The organism is Lysobacter sp. Root690 (assembly GCF_001427785.1).
In the GTDB taxonomy this organism is placed as follows: domain Bacteria; phylum Pseudomonadota; class Gammaproteobacteria; order Xanthomonadales; family Xanthomonadaceae; genus Lysobacter.
The window spans coordinates 581,614-600,154 of sequence record NZ_LMHM01000016.1 but is presented as its reverse complement, the minus strand read 5'-3'; the positions used below and the strand labels follow the sequence as shown (position 1 = coordinate 600,154).

14 protein-coding genes are annotated in these 18,541 nt (G+C 68.5%); all 14 read right to left on the bottom strand.

Annotated elements, in window-relative coordinates; translation table 11 throughout:
* Positions 1-35: 35 nt before the first annotated feature.
* Positions 36-992, bottom strand: coding sequence for an IPT/TIG domain-containing protein (locus ASD86_RS19665; RefSeq protein ID WP_056114571.1), 957 nt, complete (start codon positions 990-992; stop codon positions 36-38).
* Between the two features lie 22 nt (positions 993-1,014).
* Positions 1,015-2,376 carry a hypothetical protein gene (locus ASD86_RS27310; protein ID WP_056114568.1) on the bottom strand — a complete coding sequence of 454 codons (1,362 nt, stop codon included), beginning with the start codon at positions 2,374-2,376 and terminating at the stop codon, positions 1,015-1,017.
* A 7-nt stretch (positions 2,377-2,383) separates the two neighbouring features.
* Entirely contained in the window at positions 2,384-3,841 is a 1,458-nt protein-coding gene (locus tag ASD86_RS19655) for a hypothetical protein (protein WP_056114566.1), read from the bottom strand.
* Positions 3,842-3,867: 26 nt separating this feature from the next.
* Positions 3,868-6,885, bottom strand: coding sequence for a phage tail protein (locus tag ASD86_RS19650; protein WP_056114563.1), 3,018 nt, complete (start codon positions 6,883-6,885; stop codon positions 3,868-3,870).
* Positions 6,885-9,209, bottom strand: coding sequence for a baseplate J/gp47 family protein (locus ASD86_RS19645; RefSeq protein WP_056114560.1), 2,325 nt, complete (start codon positions 9,207-9,209; stop codon positions 6,885-6,887). The genes ASD86_RS19650 and ASD86_RS19645 overlap by 1 nt, the downstream gene beginning before the upstream one ends.
* A gap of 10 nt (positions 9,210-9,219) precedes the next feature.
* Positions 9,220-9,612 carry a GPW/gp25 family protein gene (locus ASD86_RS19640; RefSeq protein WP_056114557.1) on the bottom strand — a complete coding sequence of 131 codons (393 nt, stop codon included), beginning with the start codon at positions 9,610-9,612 and terminating at the stop codon, positions 9,220-9,222.
* Positions 9,609-11,690: a hypothetical protein gene (locus tag ASD86_RS19635; protein WP_056114554.1), complete on the bottom strand. Its 2,082-nt coding sequence runs from the start codon at positions 11,688-11,690 to the stop codon at positions 9,609-9,611. Before ASD86_RS19635 ends, ASD86_RS19640 begins: the two co-directional genes overlap by 4 nt.
* Before the next feature lie 61 nt (positions 11,691-11,751).
* Positions 11,752-12,474, bottom strand: coding sequence for a phage baseplate assembly protein V (locus ASD86_RS19630; protein WP_056114551.1), 723 nt, complete (start codon positions 12,472-12,474; stop codon positions 11,752-11,754).
* Positions 12,475-12,477: 3 nt separating this feature from the next.
* A complete protein-coding gene (locus ASD86_RS19625; protein WP_056114547.1) occupies positions 12,478-13,548 on the bottom strand; it encodes a contractile injection system protein, VgrG/Pvc8 family in 1,071 nt (356 codons plus the stop codon).
* A 21-nt stretch (positions 13,549-13,569) separates the two neighbouring features.
* Positions 13,570-13,746: a hypothetical protein gene (locus ASD86_RS26970; protein WP_157476881.1), complete on the bottom strand. Its 177-nt coding sequence runs from the start codon at positions 13,744-13,746 to the stop codon at positions 13,570-13,572.
* Between the two features lie 40 nt (positions 13,747-13,786).
* Entirely contained in the window at positions 13,787-14,641 is an 855-nt protein-coding gene (locus tag ASD86_RS19620; protein ID WP_200957272.1) for a LysM peptidoglycan-binding domain-containing protein, read from the bottom strand.
* A gap of 16 nt (positions 14,642-14,657) precedes the next feature.
* Positions 14,658-15,122, bottom strand: a complete 465-nt coding sequence (locus ASD86_RS19615; protein ID WP_056114544.1) for a phage tail protein — start codon at positions 15,120-15,122, stop codon at positions 14,658-14,660.
* 1 nt (position 15,123) lies between these two features.
* Positions 15,124-18,072 (bottom strand): hypothetical protein, encoded by a 2,949-nt coding sequence (locus ASD86_RS19610; protein WP_056114541.1) that lies wholly within the window; start codon positions 18,070-18,072, stop codon positions 15,124-15,126.
* Positions 18,073-18,076: 4 nt separating this feature from the next.
* Complete coding sequence (locus ASD86_RS19605) at positions 18,077-18,529, bottom strand: phage tail protein (RefSeq protein ID WP_036107371.1); 453 nt, start codon at positions 18,527-18,529, stop codon at positions 18,077-18,079.
* Positions 18,530-18,541: the final 12 nt, after the last annotated feature.

The following is an 18,541-nucleotide window of genomic DNA, read 5'->3' as shown; positions in this document are numbered from 1 at the left end:
CCATGGTTCGTACGCCGATGGTCGGACGTCGTTGCTCAGACGCCGACTACGTTGAAGGTGCCGTTGAAGGTGATGTCGCTGAAGCCCGGAACGGTGACGACCACGGCCGCGGGCGCGACGCCCGAAGCCGGGATGTCGGCGAAGTTGGGTACGGTGGCGACGATCGTGGTCGCGTTGCTGCTGACGATCGCGGCGTTGCTGCCGCGAATGCGGACCTGCACGCCGGCGGCGAAGTTGCTGCCGGTGATGGTGATGTTGGCGGTTTCCTGCTGGGTCAGCGGCTGGATCGAGGTGATCGTCGGCTGCAACGGCACCGGCGCGCTCACGCTGACGGTGGTGGTCGCGGGGGTGCCGTTCGGGGTCACGATCCGCAAGGTCACGTTCGCCAGCGCGGGCTGGGCCGGCAGGGTCGGCGCGTTGGGAATTCCGCTGGGGACGGTGACGAGCAGGCGCCGGGTCGGATCGGCGGGGTCGTTGATCACCGAGGCGGCGGCGATGTTGTTGAACGTCACCGTGTTCTGCGAAGACGACGCGTTAAAGTTGGTGCCGACCACGGCCAGCGACGTGCCGACCGCGAAACTGGTCGCGGCGGTGCCGCTCGGAGTTTCGGTGCGGGTGATGGTCGGCGGTTGCGGGCCGGGATTGGGCACGCCGGAATCCGAGCGCGACACCACCAGATTGACCGAGGTACCCGGCGCGACGCGTGCATCGGCGGGCGGATTCTGTGTCAGCACGATCAGGCCGATGTTGGCCGCGGCCAGTGGATCGACCGCGGCGCCGGCCACGTCCAGCACGAAGCCCAGGCTCAATTGCCGGTTGGGCTGCTGGATGATGGTGCGCGCATCGCGCAGCAGCAGGCCGAACAGGTTCGGCACGCTCTGGGTTCCGCTGCCCGGATCGCCCTGCAATTGCGCCAGGGTCTGCAGGATCGCGTTGATCAGGTCCGAGGAGACGATGTCGCCGGGTCGTACCTGCGTGGGAAGTGTTGCCATGGAAGCTCTCCTGGTAGACCGGCTACGGCGCGTCGCAGCACGCGGTGAAGTTGCTGTAGTCCACGCGCGCCACATCGAAGCGGGCGACCGCGGGATCGGAAATGAAGGGGCTGGCGAATACGCGCATCGGTTGCACGTCGCCGGTTTCGAACGCGGCCCGAGTGTTCTGCCAGGGCCGCCACACCGGCAGGTATTCGTGCTGCTCCAGATCGATCGGCGCATGCGCGAGCGCTTGCTGCTGCACCGCACCGAGCTGGCGCATGTCGATGAACGGCGTGCCCTGGGCGGTGCCGCCAGCGCCCGGACGGCGGGCGATGCCAGCGAAGAAGCTGCTCTCGCTGAAACCGCGCAGCGCGGCGCTCTGCAATGGCACTATCCCGAACGGCGGCAGATAGCGAAACACCTGATGGGCCGCCAGCACGGTCGGCGCGCCGCTCGCGGCCAGCACGTCGCCCAGTTGCTGCTGGAACTGCGCGCACATCGCATGCGCCTCGACCAGCCGGCGCGCGCGTGCGACGAAGGCGAACGAGGACAGCTCGCCGGGCACCAGCGGGTTGCGCTGGAACGAGAAGCCCGACAGCGCGTCGGGTTCGAGCAGCGCGCGCCGCACCGCCCAGGTGTCGACGAAATTCAGCCCGGCCGCGGTCCAGTACACCAGCGCGATCGGCACGTCGCAGTCGCTCAGCGCGCCGCTGCGCAGTTCGTCGATCAGGCCGTAGTTCGGCGGGTCCACCCGCCACGGGTCGAATGCATTGGCGTCGCGCGCTTCCACGCCGAAGCAGCGGTAGGCCAAGCGATTGCGGAACAGCGGCGAGGACGGGTCGAGATCGGCGAAGCGCAGTGGATTGATCGCGAGCAGGCGGAACTGCACCGCATCGACGGTGGCGTCGGTGTTGCAACGCACGTTGGACGGGTCCAGGCCGTTGCTCGGCGCGCGGCCTTCGCTCGATTGCGCCGGCGCGATCGTCAGCACGTACACCCCGGCGCCGGCGACGTAGGTGCCGTCGGCGAGCGGGTTGCATTGCGCGAACACGCATTGGCAGCCGTCGCCGCCGTCGTCGGCGTCGTAGCGGCGGGTCAGCGCGACGCTGGTGTCGGCGCCCAGGCGCAAGGTCTGACCGAGGCGATTGATCGCCAGGCCCGCGCGCACCCGCAGTACCGGTGCGTTGGCCTGATCGAGATCGGCATCGCGCGCGGCTTCCAGGCCGAACGCCACACCGTCGCCGATCGCCAGCCCCAGGCGCGCATCGGCCTGGCGATGGGCGAGTTGTTCGCGCGCCAGATCCTTGCCGGTCAGCAGCCGGCCGTTGAAGAAATTGACCTGGCGGATGCCGCCTTCCTTCAAGGGCTGCTGCAATTGCAGGACGTTGTCGAGAGTGCTCATGGCCGCCTCACGCTGTCGCGATCGAATGCCACTGCCCGGCGCCGTCGGCGATCAGGGTGATGGCTTTCTTCTTCTTGACCGACAATTCGGCCAGGCCGTCGATGCCGTCGCCGGACTGCGCGTCGGGTTGCAGGATCAGACTGGTCAGGTCGGCGTTCTTGACCACCACCTGGCGGCCGGCGTTGGCCGGCGTCGACGGCGGCAGGGTCAGCGCGGCCTTGCCGCCGCCGCGTCCGATCACGATCCGCGGCTGGCCTTCGAGCACGCCGTCCTGTTCGAGGAACTGCACCGGCGGCGGCAGCGGCGGCGGATCCAGCGCGAGGCCTTCGAACGAACCTTCCGAAGACGCCTGCATCAGCGCCATCGGCCCGCCGAAGGCGTCGTCGCTGCCGGCGCAATCGCAGCCGCACAGCGCCCATTCCTGCAGCATCCGCTGATGGATCAAATAGGGCCGCGCGCTTTCGTCGAGCTGCAGACTGGCCGGACTGCCGTCGACCTGCCACACGCCGCTGGGCGAGCCGCCGATCCAGCTGACCTGCATGGTCAACGAAGCGAGGAACACGCAGTCGCTGTCGGGGTACTGCGGGCCATGGCAGCGCATCGCCATCCACAGCGGACGCAGTTCGCTGATCCAGAAACCGAAGGCGACGCGCAGGAACTCGCATTGCTGCTCGCGCGCGATGTCCAGGCCGGGCGAACCCAGGTCGAACAGATAATCGCCCAGGCTCTGCGCGCTGGCCGGCGGCGACAGCGGCGGCGACGCGGTCTGCGCGTCGATCCACGGTTGCACCGCGCTGCGCAACGCGATCCGCCATGCGTTCGGATCGGGCGACAGCGGCGGGCTGGTGTCGATCACGTTGATGTTGCCGCGCAGCCACTGGACGAAATCGCGCAAGGCGTCTTCTTCGACCTGCACCGGCGGGTGTTCGCGCAGTTCCAGACGGAAATCGTCGGCCACGCGCGAGGGCTTCATCAGCTCGTCCTCGGAGCGACAGGGTTCGCCGGGAATCGGCACCGGCCGGGTCTGGCAATCGGCGTAACACAGGCTCAGGTACAGCGAGATCGCGCCGGCGGTCACCACCGGCGGCGAGTTCGGCGGCAGGGTGGGATCGAGCATGCGCGCGACCATCGCCGCGTTGTCGGCCTTGGCCAGCCAGCGGTTGATCAGCGCGCACTGGTCGGCCGGCACGCAGATCAAGCGACCGCCCGGCGACAGCGCGGAACCCGCGCTCACGTGCAGGCGCGGGCCGTCGCTGCCATCGTCCTCCAGGTACACGCGCAGGCCGCTGAGCGTGCCGTAGCCGAGCGCGTCGCGCGCCAGCCATCGGTCGCGTCCGGCCAGATAGGCGAACTCCTGTTTGAAGTCGTCGACGCCGAGCACCATGCCGCGCTCGTAGTTGACGTGCTGTGCGGGGTCCGCGGGCAGGCCCGTCAGAGTGGTCACCGGTTCGTTGCAGCAGCCCATGGTTCAACTCCTGGAATCTTTAGCGCTCAGCATTCGAGCGACAGCCGGTCGCGGCCTGACAGGCGCGCGCGACCGCCGACGAAACTGGCGCCGAGGTAGGCACGGCCCACCACGGCATCGGGGATCAGCTCGCTCGCGCGGCTGCCGGCACCCAACTGTGTATCGAGCCCCAGCCGCGCTTCGCCGACGCGGTTGAAGGCCCAGTAGAAGCGCACGTCGAACACGGTGTGCGCGGGTTTTTCCAGTTCGACGATGCGCCGCGCCAGGCCCAAGCGTTGTTCCAGCGCATAGGGATCGGCGATCACGCTGGCGACCGGCAGCAGCACCGAAAAGCGGTGCGCGGTGCGATGCATCGCCAGCAACTGGCGTTCGAACTGCAGCCAGTCGGTCTGCGCGGCGAAACTCGCCGGCAGGTGATCGGGCAGCGGTACTTGTTCGAAATCGGCCCAGGCATTGGCGTGCGCGGCGCGCAGGCGTTCGATCCGGCGATAGCGGCGGGCGAGGAAGTCCTGCCACAGCTTGCGCTCGCGCGAACCCGCGCTGCGCTCGCAGTAGTCGCGCCAATCGTCGATTGCGGCCTGCACGCTCGGCGGCGCGGCCGGCAGCAAGACATCGTCGAAGCCGATCCAGGCGCTGATGTGAGCGCGGTTCAAGGCGTCGATCTGGACGTAGCGCGCCTGCAGGAACGATTGCCAGCGCGCGCGTTCGGACGCGCCGACGACGGGCACGAAGCCCAGTTCGGCGCTGGCGAAGGCGCGCCAGTCTTGCGCCGCATCGCTGTCGCTTGGCGGCGCCAGCGAGAACGGCGTGATCTGTTGCAGGGGCGTGGCCGTGCGCTGCTGCCAGGCCGCATAGCGATCGGCGAGCCCGGCATTGCCTTCGGACGGCGTCCACAAGCGGCCGCGCTGCACGTTGCGCGGGCCGGCGTCCTGATCGAGACCGATCTGCGCCGGCAGCAAGGCCTGCGCGACCAAGGTTTCGACCAGTCGGGTCTGATACGACTCGACGATGCGGATGCGTCCTGCGCCTTCGTCCTGCGCGCGCGGGCCGTCGAACACGATCGGATCGAAGTCGCTTTCGAACGCCAGCGACAAGGCGATGCGCAGGCCATGCACGGTGCCACGCCAGCGGAAGAAATCCATCGCGTGCTGAACCAGCAGGCGATGCCGGCGTTCGTCCCAGGACGGATCCAGGGCCAAATCGAACCAGCCGGCCAGCCACGGCAGCGCGTCCTGTGGGACGCTGCGCGCGTCGAACAGCGATTCGACATTGACGATGCGGTCCTCGATCTGGGTCAGGCTGCTTTCGCAATTGGCCAGCCAGCGCTCGAGGAAATCGCCGTTGTCCACGTCTTCGCGGTACACCGCGGGCAGGAATCGTTGCGGGTAGGAGAAGCGCGGCGCCCACAGCCGCAGCGCGCGCAGGCGCGGCGCGGTGGTGCCGTTGCGGCTGCGCAGGGTCAGCCGCAGTTGCAGATAGCGGCCGCGCGCGTGTTGCAGCAGCAGTTCCCAGGTGCCGGCGCCGGCTTCGCGGCGGGTCGCGCGCGCGGCCTCGCGGCGCAGCCACGGCAGTTCCGGGCCGTCGCCGCGCAGGCGCGGTTGCGGTTCACGTTGCCAGCCGCCGATCACCTGCGCGTCGTCGGCCGGTTGCGATTGACCGTCGAACCAGCCGCTGAGCTCGTCGCCGGCGCGGCTTTCGATCTCGACCTCGCAATCGGGCGGCACGCTGCCGTCGAACAGCAGTTTGTCCCAGACCGTGCCGAGTTCGTCGGCGTCGAACACCGGCGTCACCAGCACCGCCTGCGCGGCGAAGCGCTGGCGATGCTGCTGCACCACCGGGGTCCAGCGCGGTTGCGCGATGCCGCAGTCGTAGTGCGCCTTGCCGGTCACCGCGACCAGGGCGCGGCCGCCGTAGCGGCGCAACGGATACAGTTCGGCCGGCGCGCGCAGGCTGAAGCGGCCGCCGTGGTCGATCACTTCGAACCCATGCACCTGATTGCCGATTTCGCTGGCGATAAACAAACGCGCGTCGTCGCCGCCGCCGCCTTGCCCCAGGCCCGCGGCGTAGACCATGTCGTGGGCGAGCGCGGGCAGGGCGTCGAGCCATTGCGAGGCATCCACGCCCCAACCGTCGCCGTCGCGCTGCAGGCGCACGACCTGCGAGCGCTGCTGAGCGAGATCGCGATTGAGCACCATCACCCGGCCTTCGCCGTGCGACTGGATCGCGATCGGGTCAAGCAGCGCAACCGCGGTCTTGGCCAGATCGAGGCCGCCGGGGAAACCTTGCGCCGCTTGCTCGCGCGGCGGCCCGGACAGCGGCTGGAAATCGTCGACCTGCGCCGGCGCGACTTCGATCATGCCGTGGCCGGCGTTGATCACGGCCAGGGTGCAGTCGAGTTCCCACAGCTGCCGGTGCGCGCGGTCGAGCACCCAGGCGCCGCCGCCATGACGCATGCACATCGCGAACGGTTCGAACGGCACCGCGTCGGGCCATTGGGTCTGCAGCGGCGGGCCGCCGGAGATCAGGTCGAAACTCATCAAGCCGCGCAGCGTGCCGCGGGCGAAGGCGATCACCAGGTAGTCGTCCTGGGTCGTGGTCAAGGCGAGATAACGTTCGGCGAGCGGCTCGCGCGGCGCCTGCGCGATTTCGAACGCCAAGCGCAGTTCGCCGCGCTGAGTGCCGCAGTCGGCCGGTTGCGCCGGCCAGAACGCGCTTTCGTTGCCGCTGCCCGAGGAGGTCACGAGCAGCGAGCGCGCATCGTCGGCGATGCGATAGACATTGCCGTTGCGATCGGCGCTGGCGCCACGGCGCGCGTCCAGGGTCAGGCGCAGTTCGCCCGAGGTGGCGGGAAGTTCGATCAATTGCGGCTGCAGGGAAATTTCCGAGCGGGTTTCGTCCCAACCCGGCAGATCCGCCGGTGGCAGCGGCATGGGGCTGACCAGCGCATCCCACCACAGCGCCAACGGCTGCGCGTCGCTGCCGCGGCAACGCGACCAGTCGTCGCGGCCGAACAGCATCTGGAAGCGCGCGCCGTTGACGTTCATCAGCAGGTCTCCGGCACGATCGGCACCGGCAGCACCGGCCTGGTGCTGCCGCTGGATCCACCGCCGCCGCTGCCGCTGTTGCCGCCGCCGCGCAGCGCGTCGATCGGCAAGGGATCGCCGACCACCACCGAGATGCCGAGAATGCGCGGCAGCTGCAGGCCGCTCATTTCGATCACATCGCTGGCGCTGCGTTCGCCTTCGGCCAACAGCACATCGGCGACCGAGGTCACCCCGGACACGCGCGCAACTTCGGCCAGCAGCACCCGGCTCGCGACCGCGGTGCGCAGCGGCCAGCCGCGCGCGGGGTCGGCGGTGCGCGGGGCGAACAATGCGGCCTCGCGCGGCATCGCCCCGGCCGGGCCGATCGGCGCGAGCGCGTCGCGCAGTCGGCGTTTCACATCGTCGACCACTTGCGCGATCGCGTAACCGGCGGCGGCTTCGATGCCAACCGAAATCCACACGCCCTTGTAATCGGCGCCGCGCACGACCAGTTCGGTGGTGACCAGACGGCGCGGGTCCAGATGCCGGCACAACGCGTTGAGGAACGGACGATCCGCGCGCGGCGCATCGGGCTGGCCGGGGTCGTGGCGCGGAATCGCCAGCACGGTGACCACGCCCGGCGCCGAACCCGGCTCGTTCGGGGCCAGATCGGGATGGAACGCCGGCAGCACTTCGATCCGGCCGATCTGCACGCCGGGCGCGCGGCACGCGATCGATTCGAAATCGTCGACGCTGACCATGCGGTCGCGATGCTGCAGATAACGGCGCACTTGTTTCTCGCCGCTGTCGGTGCTTTCGGCATCCGCGCCGCCCCAGGTCCGCACCGGGTTGGCGACGGCGAAGCCCGATGGCAGTTGCGGCGCGTTGTCGATCGCCGCTTCGGCGACGTTGCCTTGCGCGCCCAGGCAGAATTCGTACGAGGCGAACACCCGCGCGCCCAGCGGCAGACGGCGTCCGCGCAGGCCGTCGCCGAAGCGCAGTTCGCCGGCTTCCGGATCGAGTTCGAACACCTCGGTCGGGCCGGGCGTAGCGCAGGCGGAATCGCGCGCACTGCTGCGCGGATCGGCGATCGGCACTTCCGGCGCGGCCGCGGCGAGATCGTCGATCTCGTTCCAGCGTTGCGCGCTGCCGTCGCCCAGCCGGGTCAGCACGTTGACCGAGCCGCGCAATACCGGACGACGCGACAACCGCCGCAGTTGATCGGGGCGGCCGTCGCCGTCGGCCAGCGGCTCGGCGGCGATGCGCTGGATCTGCCGGATCGGGGTGGCGTTGATGCCGGCCCAGCGCAAGCGCGCCTGCGCCGCGCCGTCGGCGGAGATGCGCAGCCAGGTGATCGCGCGCGCGGCGAGCGCCGGATCGTCCAGGCTCGGCGGCATCGCGCCGACGCCGCCTTCGAGCGGATCGATGTCGCGCCACACCCGCAACTGATCGGCCGCGGGCAGACTCAACTGGACCACGCCGGGCACCGACAGCAGATCTACATCGGTGCGCGGTTCGAGTTGCCGATACGCCGGCGCGGGCCGGTCGTCGCCATCGCGCGGCACCCGGCCATCGGCGGGCACGTTCGGCAATTCGAAGCGCAGCAGGTTTCGGCTTTGCGCGTTGCCGGCCGGCAACAGCTGCGCGCTGGTCGCGTCCAGCGCCGGCACCAGGCCGAGGGTCAAGGTGCGGCCGCCGAGCTGATCGCGCAGGTGCTTCCACGGATCGTCGGGATCGCCGGGCGTGTCGTTGGCGCGCGCGAGCAGCGCGATCCACAGCGAACGGTCGACGGTGTCGGCATTGAGATCGACGCTGTCGACGACCTTGCGATCCAGCGCCAGGGTCTTGTACAGCTGCACGTTGCCTTCGCCCGGGAACGGCAGTTGATACGACGCGTACAGCAATCGGTAGTAATCGAGCAGTTCCTGCGAGGGATCTTCGATCCGCCGCTTGAAGTACACCCGCGCCTCGACCGGCAGCACGTCCAGGCCGAGCTGGGTGCGGAACGGTACCGCGCCGGCGCGCACTTCCAGATCCGCCGGCAGGGTTTCCACCCGCGCTTCGCCGCGCGCGTTGTCGATCGCGATCAGGCCCTGCGCGGCCGAGGCGCTGGCCAGCGGAATGCGCAGCATCTGCAGGAACTTGAGCCGATTGCGCTCGGGGGTGAGGTTGGCGCGGTACAGCAGGTTCTCGGTCAGGAACGAGAACAACTGCACCAGGGTGACGCCGGGGTCGCTCTGGTTGAAGTTGGTCCACTCCGGCGTATGCACGCTCGCGCGCGCCAGCGTGTCCTCGACCAGTTGGGCGTAGCGGCGATCGTCGATGGGCGGGGGTGCGAGCGGCATCGGGGCGGCCTCAGTTCACGGCCAGCGGAATGGCGAGGCTGATGCGCTCGCGCGACGCGGTGGCGACCAGCCGGTAGGTGATCGTCGCCAACGCGGTCTCGGCTTCGCTCGGATGCGCGATCACCTCGACGTCTTCGACTTGAATGCGTCGTTCCCAGCGCGCCAGCGCGCGCTGCATGGCCTCGCGCATGCGCGCATGGGTGCCGGCGTTGTTGGGTTCGAACAGGAACCGCGCGAGTCCGGCGCCGTAGTCGGGCTGGCCGACCCGTTCGCCCGGTTCGGTCTTGAGGATGATCGCGATCGATTCGCGGATATTGGTTTCGCCCGACGACCACACGAAGCCGCCGTCCGCGCCGACCCGCGGCGGAAACGAGAACCCGCGTCCGAATACGCTGTCGTTCATGACGCCTCCTTCTTGCCTTTCAGGCCCGGCACCGGGAAGCAGATGACGAAGTACGGCAGCCAGCGGAAGATCAGATCGAACAGGGTGACGATGATGATCAGCAGGATCAGCGCGCAGATGGTGATGATCGGAATCGATATCGAGCAGATCATGCCGATGTTGATGCCGCCGCTCTGACACGGCCCGCCGTCGCCGGCCGGCAGATCCTTGTGGAACGGCCACGGCAGCACCGACAGCACCAGATCGACCAGACCCATGCCCTTGGCGCGCTGCACCTGACCGCACAGCATGTCCGACAGCACGAACGCGGTATTGCGTTGATGCTTGCGCAAACCGGCCGGGCTGGTGTCGGTCGGCAGCGAAATGCGGATCGGCCGCGCGGGTGCGTCGGAATCGAAGAAGCCGGCGAGGCGGAAGCGCTGGGTCGGTGCCGACAACAGCGGCGGATGCAACGGCCCGCAGTCGCGGCGCGCATGCACGAAGCGCAGCACGAACCAGCCGCCGTCGCCGAGATTGGCGCCGAGGTTATTGCCGAGCGCGTTCTTGACCTGCAACGCGAACGGCACCGGCGGCGCGTCGGTTTCCGTGGTGGCTTCGAGTGCGCGCGCGAACAGCGCGGTGAAGCGATCGACCTTGCGCGCGACATCCTGGCCCGGCACGGTGCCGGCGAGCGGATCGGCGTCGACCTCGGGCGTCGAGCCGTTGAGTTCGTCGAGCGCGAGAAACGGCCCGGTCGCGGCGAGCGCGGTGTCGACGCCGGCCAGGCAGAAGTGGAAACGCGGCCAGTCGGGCAGGCCGCGGGTGTCCTGGCCGGGCTTGGAACCGGTGGCGTAGGTCGCGGTGCTCGCTTCCAGGCGGGCACCCACTCCGTCGACGCTGATCGCCTTGAGCGCGGCGCGCATCGAGGCCATCGCCGGATACTCGCCGCCGCTGCCGAGCGCGGTGATCAGCGCCGGGCTCATCACCGGCTTGCCGAGCCAGTCGTACAGCTTCTTGCGCGCCTCCGACAGCGCCGCATAGCCGTTGCCGTTATCGACGATCACTTGCCACAAGTCGGGCAGGTAGGTCTTCAGATGCTCGGCGCAATCGAGCAGCACCAGCCACGACGCGCTCTGCTGTTGCAGATTGAAGTTGAGCGCGCGGGTGACGCGATCGGCCGGCGGCTCGCTCTCGTCGCCGATCTGCGGCGTGGACTCGGGCGCGGTCGACAGCTTGTAGGCCGAACGGATCAGGGTCTTCCACGGTTCGCTGACGTCGATCTGGAACTGCGACATGCGCGCGAGCTTGGACAACGCCGGCGCTGCCGCGGTCGTGGCCGCATCGAGTTGTTGCCGTTGCGCGGTGGCGAAGGTCTCGACCGGGCTCGGATCGACGCGAACGCCGAGGTATTCCTCGCGCCGGCCGACCGGAACCGTGCCGGCCCACAGGCTGCGCCGATGCTGGTTCTGATCGAGGAAATTCAACGAAAACGCGGGCAGGCGTTCTTCGCCGGGAACGAAGCCGGCCTCGTCGCACCGCTGCCAGCGCGCGCCCTGCGCGTCCTTGATGTAAGCGAACTCGTGCAGCGCATCGGCCGCGCCGCCGGGCAGGGGCAACAGGCGCCGCAGCACCATGCCGACCTCTTCCGCGCCGCCGCGCACCAGCGCGTGTTCGGGCAGGCCGTGGATGCCGCAGACCAGACTGGCGGTGGCGAGGTAATGACGTTGATGCGCGGGCTGATACAGCTTCAGCGGCAGCGCATCGGCGGGCTCGGGCGCGATCCGCGGCTGCGCGGCTTTCGCGGTCGCATTGCGCCGCGCACTGCGCACCAGTTGTGGCAGCGGCGCGCGTTCGACCAGATCGGGCGGGTCGACCATCGGCTTGCGCCAGGTTTCGCCGCGCGCGAGCAGTCGGTCGATCCGGGCCGGATCGTGGGCGAGGGTGCCGAGCAACTGTTCCATGAACTCGTCGCTGGCGAAACGCAGGATCGCCGGCCGCGATTGTTCCTGCTGATGCTGTGGCGACGGCGTCGCGCTGTCGTCGCCGAAACGCGACCACAGCGGCTGCGGACTTTGCCAGCGCAGCGGATGATGGTTCATCGCGGCCTCCTGCCATCGATGCGGCGGGCGAACGGGGAATGAGTGCGGGTATCGACGGTATTCACCAGATATTCCCCGCGCCCGGCGTGTACGACGCGCTGACGATGCTGTTGCAGATGACCGTGTCGGCCTTGACCACGCCGGAGAAACTCGACATCGCCGCATCCACCGTGACCATGCCGGCGCTGACCGCGACCTGGCTGGCATTGACGGTGACCTTGACCGCGGCGGTGATGGTGATGCCGGCGGTTTCGAGCTTGATCGAGTTGCCGTTGCTGTCGGCGATCTCGACCGCGCCGGGGCCGTCCTTGAGGGTGAAGGTCTGGCCGCCCGGGGTTTCCAGCAGCAGTTGTTCGCGGCCGTCCTGATCGTCGAGAGTGATCTGCACGCCGTTGCGCGAGCGCAGCACCTTCTTGTAGTTCTTGCCGGCGCCGTCCATCGAGGCCGGCGGTTTGTCGCGGCCGTTCCACAGGCCGCCGAGCACGCACGGACGGCACGGATCGCCGTGTTCGAAACCAACCAACACTTCGTCGTCCACATCCGGCACGAACCAACTGCCGCGGTTATTACCGCCGAGCATCGTCGCCAACCGCGCCCACGCTTCGAAACGTTGCCCACCGGCATCGGGCGACCACGGCAACGCGACCTTGACCCGACCTTGGTTGTCCGGGTCCTTGATGTCGACGACCAGCGCCACGAACACGCCATACCAGCGTCCGCCCCAGCCCATCGGCAGGCGTTCGTCCAGCAGTTGCTCGTAGGCGGGCAAGTCGACGATGCGCATCGCTCAGCCTCCCCGTCCGATCATCGGGCGGTCGCACCAGAACTCGGTGCGCATGCCCAGTTTGGGATCGAAGCGGATCTGCACCTCGGTCACGGTGTAGTCGCCTTCGAACAGCGGGCCGATGCCCTTGATCGTCAATCGCGTGCCGACCCGCAAGGTGTCGCGCGTTTCGGCCACGCCATGGCCGACGACGAAACGCCGCGCCATATGCCGGAAACTCGATTCGGCCAGCACCCGCGCTTCGCCATCGGACAGCGGGCAGGCGTGGACCAGGGTGTCGGCGCGTTTGCCGAACGCGCGTTGCAAGGTCTGCGCGCCGCTGTCCTTGCCGCCGAGTTCGGCGCGGATCGCCGCGTCGTCGGCGTCGTGTTTGGCCGCGCGCTTGTCGGTCACGCTCCAGCCGGCGCCGGTCAACTGAGTGCGTTGATGGGCGAGGTCGGCGCGCACTTCGAATTCGCGCAGCGGGCCGGCCCACGACAATTCCACTGAAGGCCCGTTGCGGCGCGCGCGCTGCACCGCCTTGAGCTGGGTGCCTTCGACCCATATCTGCGCGTCTTCGTGGCGGGCGAGGTCGCGCAGGAACGCAAGGTCGCTCTGATTGACCTGCGCAAGCAGCTTGTGACTGTCGCCGCTGAGGTCGACCTGCGCCTGCAGGCCATGATCGCCGGCGATGCTGCGCGCCACGTCGGCCAGGCTGGCGTCGGTGAAGCCGCGCGTGCGCCGGGTCATGCGCAGGTCCTGCAATCGGTCTTCGGCGCATACGCCGATCTGCGGCGTGCCGCCATCGGGGTAGCTGGCCGAAATCGCCGAGATCCGGCCTTCGAACAACTTGGCGTTGCCGAGCTTGATCGTCAGCGGCTTGCCGAATTCCAGCAGGTCGCGACCGAAATGCTGGAAGCCGGGCGTGTCCGCTCCGCCCCAGTTGCCGAACACCAGCTCGCAGCACGCCAGTCCCGCTTCCGATTCGCTGATGTCCAACGACATCAACGAACTGGTCAGCGTGTCCTGGCGTCGGCCGTCGATTTCCACCGAGGGTCGCGAAGCTTTGATCGGCGATGTTCCGCTATCGGCCATGGAGCCTGCCTGTCCTTGTGACTAGTGCGCCCAGATCCGCAGCGCGCGTCGCTGCAACTGCCGCTGCGCGGCTTCGAGGTCGTGCGGATCAAGCTTCTGCGCCGCGTCGTCCTGGCTCTTGCCGACGCCGCCCGCGTCGTTCTTGTCGCTGCCGCGCGGATCGCTCAGCACTTCGAATTCGTTGATCACCACACCCATCGCCGTGTCCTCATCGAAAGTCGTGTCGCGTCGAAAGCTTTCATCCGAACGAGATCGAACCGCTGGCGCTGCCGCCGAGTGAAGCGTTCAGTCCAACCGAAGTTTCGATCGACGCGCCGCCGCCGAAGCCCGCGCTACCCCCAACCGAAGCCCCACCCGAAATCCCGACATCCAAGCCGCTACCGATGCCGCCACTCAGCCCACCGCCAATCGAAGCTCCAGCGGAGAGATTCAGATCGACCAGTTGCCCCGCAGGCATCCGCAACGGATCCTCGATCCCGTTCGCCGACGCAATGCCCTGCCAATCGCCCTTGCCGTTCTTGCCGGCCATCGATTGCAGCGAGTCGCCTTGCTTGGCGCTCTTCAACGGCGCCTGTCCCGGCTGATTCGGCACCTTGCCTTCGCCCTTGAATTCGGCGGCGAGAATCTTCTGCTGCGACAAGGTCATGGTGATGCTCGAGCGCAGCGGCTTGCCGTCCTGGGAGAAGAACTCCAGGGTTTCCTCCATGCCCTCGACCATGCCGTCGAACAGGAAACTGCCCCAGTGGAAACGCACGCCGGGCGGCGCGAGCTTCTTCGGGTCCTGCTCGGACGGTTGCGGGGTCATGAAGTAGACGACGTGCTGGGTCAGCCGGCGCACGTCGTCGACCGCGTCCTTTTCCATCGCGGTCACGTCGAACCACAGCTGCAGCGCGAGCTTGGTGGTGCCGGAGCCGACGAACTGGCGGCCGGCGTTGCCCGCGGCCTGGTCGCCGCCCTGCGGCTGCACGATCTGGTTGGCGAAGGTGACCTTCAGCGTTTCCGGATTGAACTGCACCTCGACCTTGCGCCCGCCGTCCTTCTCCTTGGCGAAGCTCTGATCGAGTTCGTACAGATGGGCTTTTTCCAGGGCCATGCGCGTTCTCCCTGCCTCAGCGATCGCCCGGGCGCTTGAGCGCCAGGGTTTCGTAGGCCATCTGGAATTCCTCGATGGCGATCTGGCCGTCGCGCGCGTTCATCGCCGGCGCCTTGAGCTTGACCGGCACGCAGCGCGACAGCACGAAGCGCGCGCGCACGGTGTTGCCGTCGGGCGCGAGCAGCACGACCTCGGCGTTGGCGCGCAGGCGCGGATCGGCGACCGAGTCGCGGAACCAGTCCCACAGATCGAAGTTCTCGCTCATGCCGCGCTTGAGCGTGAGCTGGCCGTAGCTGACCGCGCCGTTGAGGCGGATCTGCCGGCCGTTGTCGCCGCCCTGGCGGATGGTCTTGACCTCCATGCTCATCTCCAATCCATCGCATTCGGCGAACGCGGCATTGGCCAGCGGCTTGGCGTCGCTGCCGCGGTTGATCTCGACCGAGAAATTGAAATTGGTGAACGGGTAGGGCTGCGCGCTCATGTCACAGTTCCTCCTTGACCGTGAGGCGCTCGCCGCTTTGCGCCAGGCGCACCGCGATGAAGCGCATCGGCAGCGACGGCGCTACCCGCAGTTCGACCACGAACCGTCCGGACTCGACCGATTGCGGCGGATTGACGCCTTCGTCGGTCACCACCCGGAACGATTGCTCGGCGGTGGCGCCGGCGAACGCGCCGCGCTGGAACAGATCACCGAGCAGCAGATCGAAGCCGCGCTGCACCGAGCGCCACAGCACCGGGCCGTTGGGTTCGAACACGTAGCTGCTGCCGCGCCGCAGCGCCATGCGCCGCAACAGGATCAGCAGGCGGCGCACGTTGATCGGGCGCAGTTCTTCGTCCAGCGCCAGGGTGTCGGCGGACAGCGCGAAGAAGCCGCGTGGATCGTCGCGCAGCAGATTGATCTGCGCGTCTTGCAGAGCGGCGCGGTCGCCATCGGCGATGCGCGGGGTCAGCGCGACCACATCGCGCATCGGTTCGTTGGCCGCGGCGATCCAGGCGCCGCGCTGCGAAGCGCGCGCGGCGAACACGCCGGTGGCGACACCATCAGGCGGAACCACGCGCAGACGGCGCTGCGGATCGCGATCAGCGCCGGCTTGCGCGGCCGCGCCCGGCGAGAGTGCGCCGAGCGAACCGGCCGCGAGCGCGCCGCTGCGGGCGTCCGATTGCAGCCAGGGGAAGTACAGCGCGCCGTAACTGAGCGCGCGCGCTTCGTCAAAGGCCAGCGCCAGCGGATCGATCGCCGCGCTGGCGCCGCGCACCGCGCGCAGGCGCTGGCTGTAGCGCAGCGCCTGCGCGGTGCGGAAATGCCGCGGCATCGACAGCACCACGAACAGGTCGCCGCAGGCCGCGCCCAGGCGCAGCGCGGCGCGATGCACGGCCAGCCATTCGGCTTCCATGCCGGCTTCGACGGTGGCCGCGGTCGGCAGCACCCATTCGTCGGCCCGCACCCGCACCGTGACCGGATTGGAGGGCAGGCTGTATTCGCCGCCGACTTGGGCCACGACGCGATAGTAATAGCGGCCTTCGCGTTCGCTGATCGCGACGTATTCGCTCAACTCGCCGTTGTAGATTTCGCGCTGATCGCTGAAGTCGGACAGTCCGGCCTCAAACAAGGCATAGCGTGCGCCGGCTTCGCTCTGGGTCCAGCTGAGTCGATAGCGACCCGGCGATACAGGTGCGTCCGGGCCATCGAGCACCGGCGCGGCGATCAGGCGCGTGCTGCAATCCAGGAAGCGGCTGAAATCCGGCGCCGACAAGGCGTCTTGCGAAGCCGGATCGAGCAGGCAAGCGCCGCGGTGGTCGCGCCAATGCGGTGGCGTTGTCGGCGTTGTTGCGGGCGTCGGCTCGTCCGGCGGATCGAGCCGGCGCTGCCAGCCCAGATGGATCGCATCGGGCAGCGACAACAGGCTGGCCTCGTTGAACAAGCCGCCGGCGCTGATGCCGAACACCGCGTGCAGTCCGTACAGCGGCCGCGGCGAAGGACGGATCAGGCGGATGTCGTCGGCATGCGCGATCAAGGTCTGCACGCTGTCGGCGGCGAGCGCGGGATCGAGGAACAGATCGCGATCGAAGCGGGCCAGGCCGTCGCGTTCGAGCGCGCCCGCGGTTTGCGGCAGTGGACCGACCGATGCGCCGAAGTTTGCTTGCACGCCAAGCGGTAGCCACGCCAACGGTCGTGGCGCATCGTCCGGCGCCAGCGGATAGCGTTGCAGTTCAGCCGGCGGTACCGAGGCCAGATCGTCGCGCTGGCGGTAGTAGTCCTGGTCGCGTTGCTGTTGCCAGAAATGGCCGCTGCCCAGCGGCGTGAGCGCGAGCGAACGCAGGCGCGATTGCGTGCCGTCGGCGCTCAGCGCGCGCAGTTCCAGTTGCAGCCAGTGCGCGGACTCGACCGGGCCGGTCCAGGCCGTGGCCGGATCGAGCTCGCGCCAGGCCGGGCCTTGCGCCTTGATCAGCACCGCGATGGCGTCGTCGATGACCGGGCTGATCGACAGATCGGCGACGCGATCGAGTTCGTCCACGCGTAGCCAGATGATCTGTGCGCCGGCGGCGAAGCGCAGCCACGCGCCGGGGTTTAGTTGTTCCGGCGCCAGCGGCGCCTGCAGTTTCAAAGTGGCCGGCCCCCAGCCGTCCGCGAGCTGCTTGGGCGAATGCAAGGTCGCCGGCAGTTCGTCGTCGAGCCCGGCGATGCGCGCATCGCCACTGATTTCATCCGGCGAGCCGTCGCCGATCAGCGCTTCGAACGCCGCCAACACCCGCACTTCGACCCGGTAAGGCGCGGCCGGTGTGGTGCCCGCCGCGGTCTGTTCGACCCGTGCATACAGCTGGATCGCCGGGTCCTGGTCGAACCGCAGCAGGTCGCCGACGCTCAACGGCTGCCGGGTCAGAAAGGCGAAACGACGGGCCGAGGGCGAATCGATCAGCGACCACGAATCGAGCGCGAAACCGCGCTGCTGGGTCGCGGCGTCGACCCGCAAGCCATCCGACCACGAGCCCTCGCAACGTGCCGCGACGATCGCAGGAGCGATCGCATCGGTGACATCGATCGCGAGCATGCCGGGCAGGGCGTAGCGGTTTGCGGTCGCGATCGCGCTCGGTAGCGGCGCGTCCTCGCCCAGCCGCACACGTTCCATGGCCGCGCTGCGCGCGACCCGCAACACCCAGCAACGACGCCCGCCATTGGCGAAGAACGCGCGCACGCTCGGGCCGAGATGAGCGAACACGCGTTCGCCGCGTTCGCTGTCCCAGGCCAGCGGCGCATCGGCGCCGAACACGGCCGCGTACTGGGCCACGCTTTCCACAGCCACCGGCAGATGCAGCGGGCCGGTCGCGGCGAAGCCGACGAACACCGCCACGTCCAGGCGCGGCAACGCGTCCGCCGCGGGCGGCGGCGCCACGTCGACCTGGATGCCCGGCAGCCGGCGCGCGGTGGTCACGGTCTTACTCCATCTCCAGCCGTTCGTAGGCCAGCACCAGTTCTTCCATCGCCACGTCGGTGCCCTTGGCGTTGAACGGGCCGCTGGTGTGCTTGATGATTCGCGCGCGCAACAGCTTCCAGGTCTGCACGATCTGGGTGTGATCCTCGTTCTGCAGATGGATGGTGACCGTGCGCATGGCTTTCTGATCGCCGTTGCGGATCTGGTCGAGCCACTGGTAGAGGTTGAGCGAACCGATCACGCCGCGTTTCATCGTCACGTCGGTGGATTTGTTCATGCCGGTGATTTTCATCACGCTGTTTTCTTTGGCGTTGCCGGTGCGGTATTCGGACACGGTGACTTCCATGCCGATGCCGCTGAGTTCCTGAAACCCGGCCTGCGGCCCGTCGGTGACCCCGTCGCCCAGGTCGACGAGGAAGTTGAATTGCACGTACGGGCGATCGCGAAGGGTGGCCATGTGCTTGCTCTC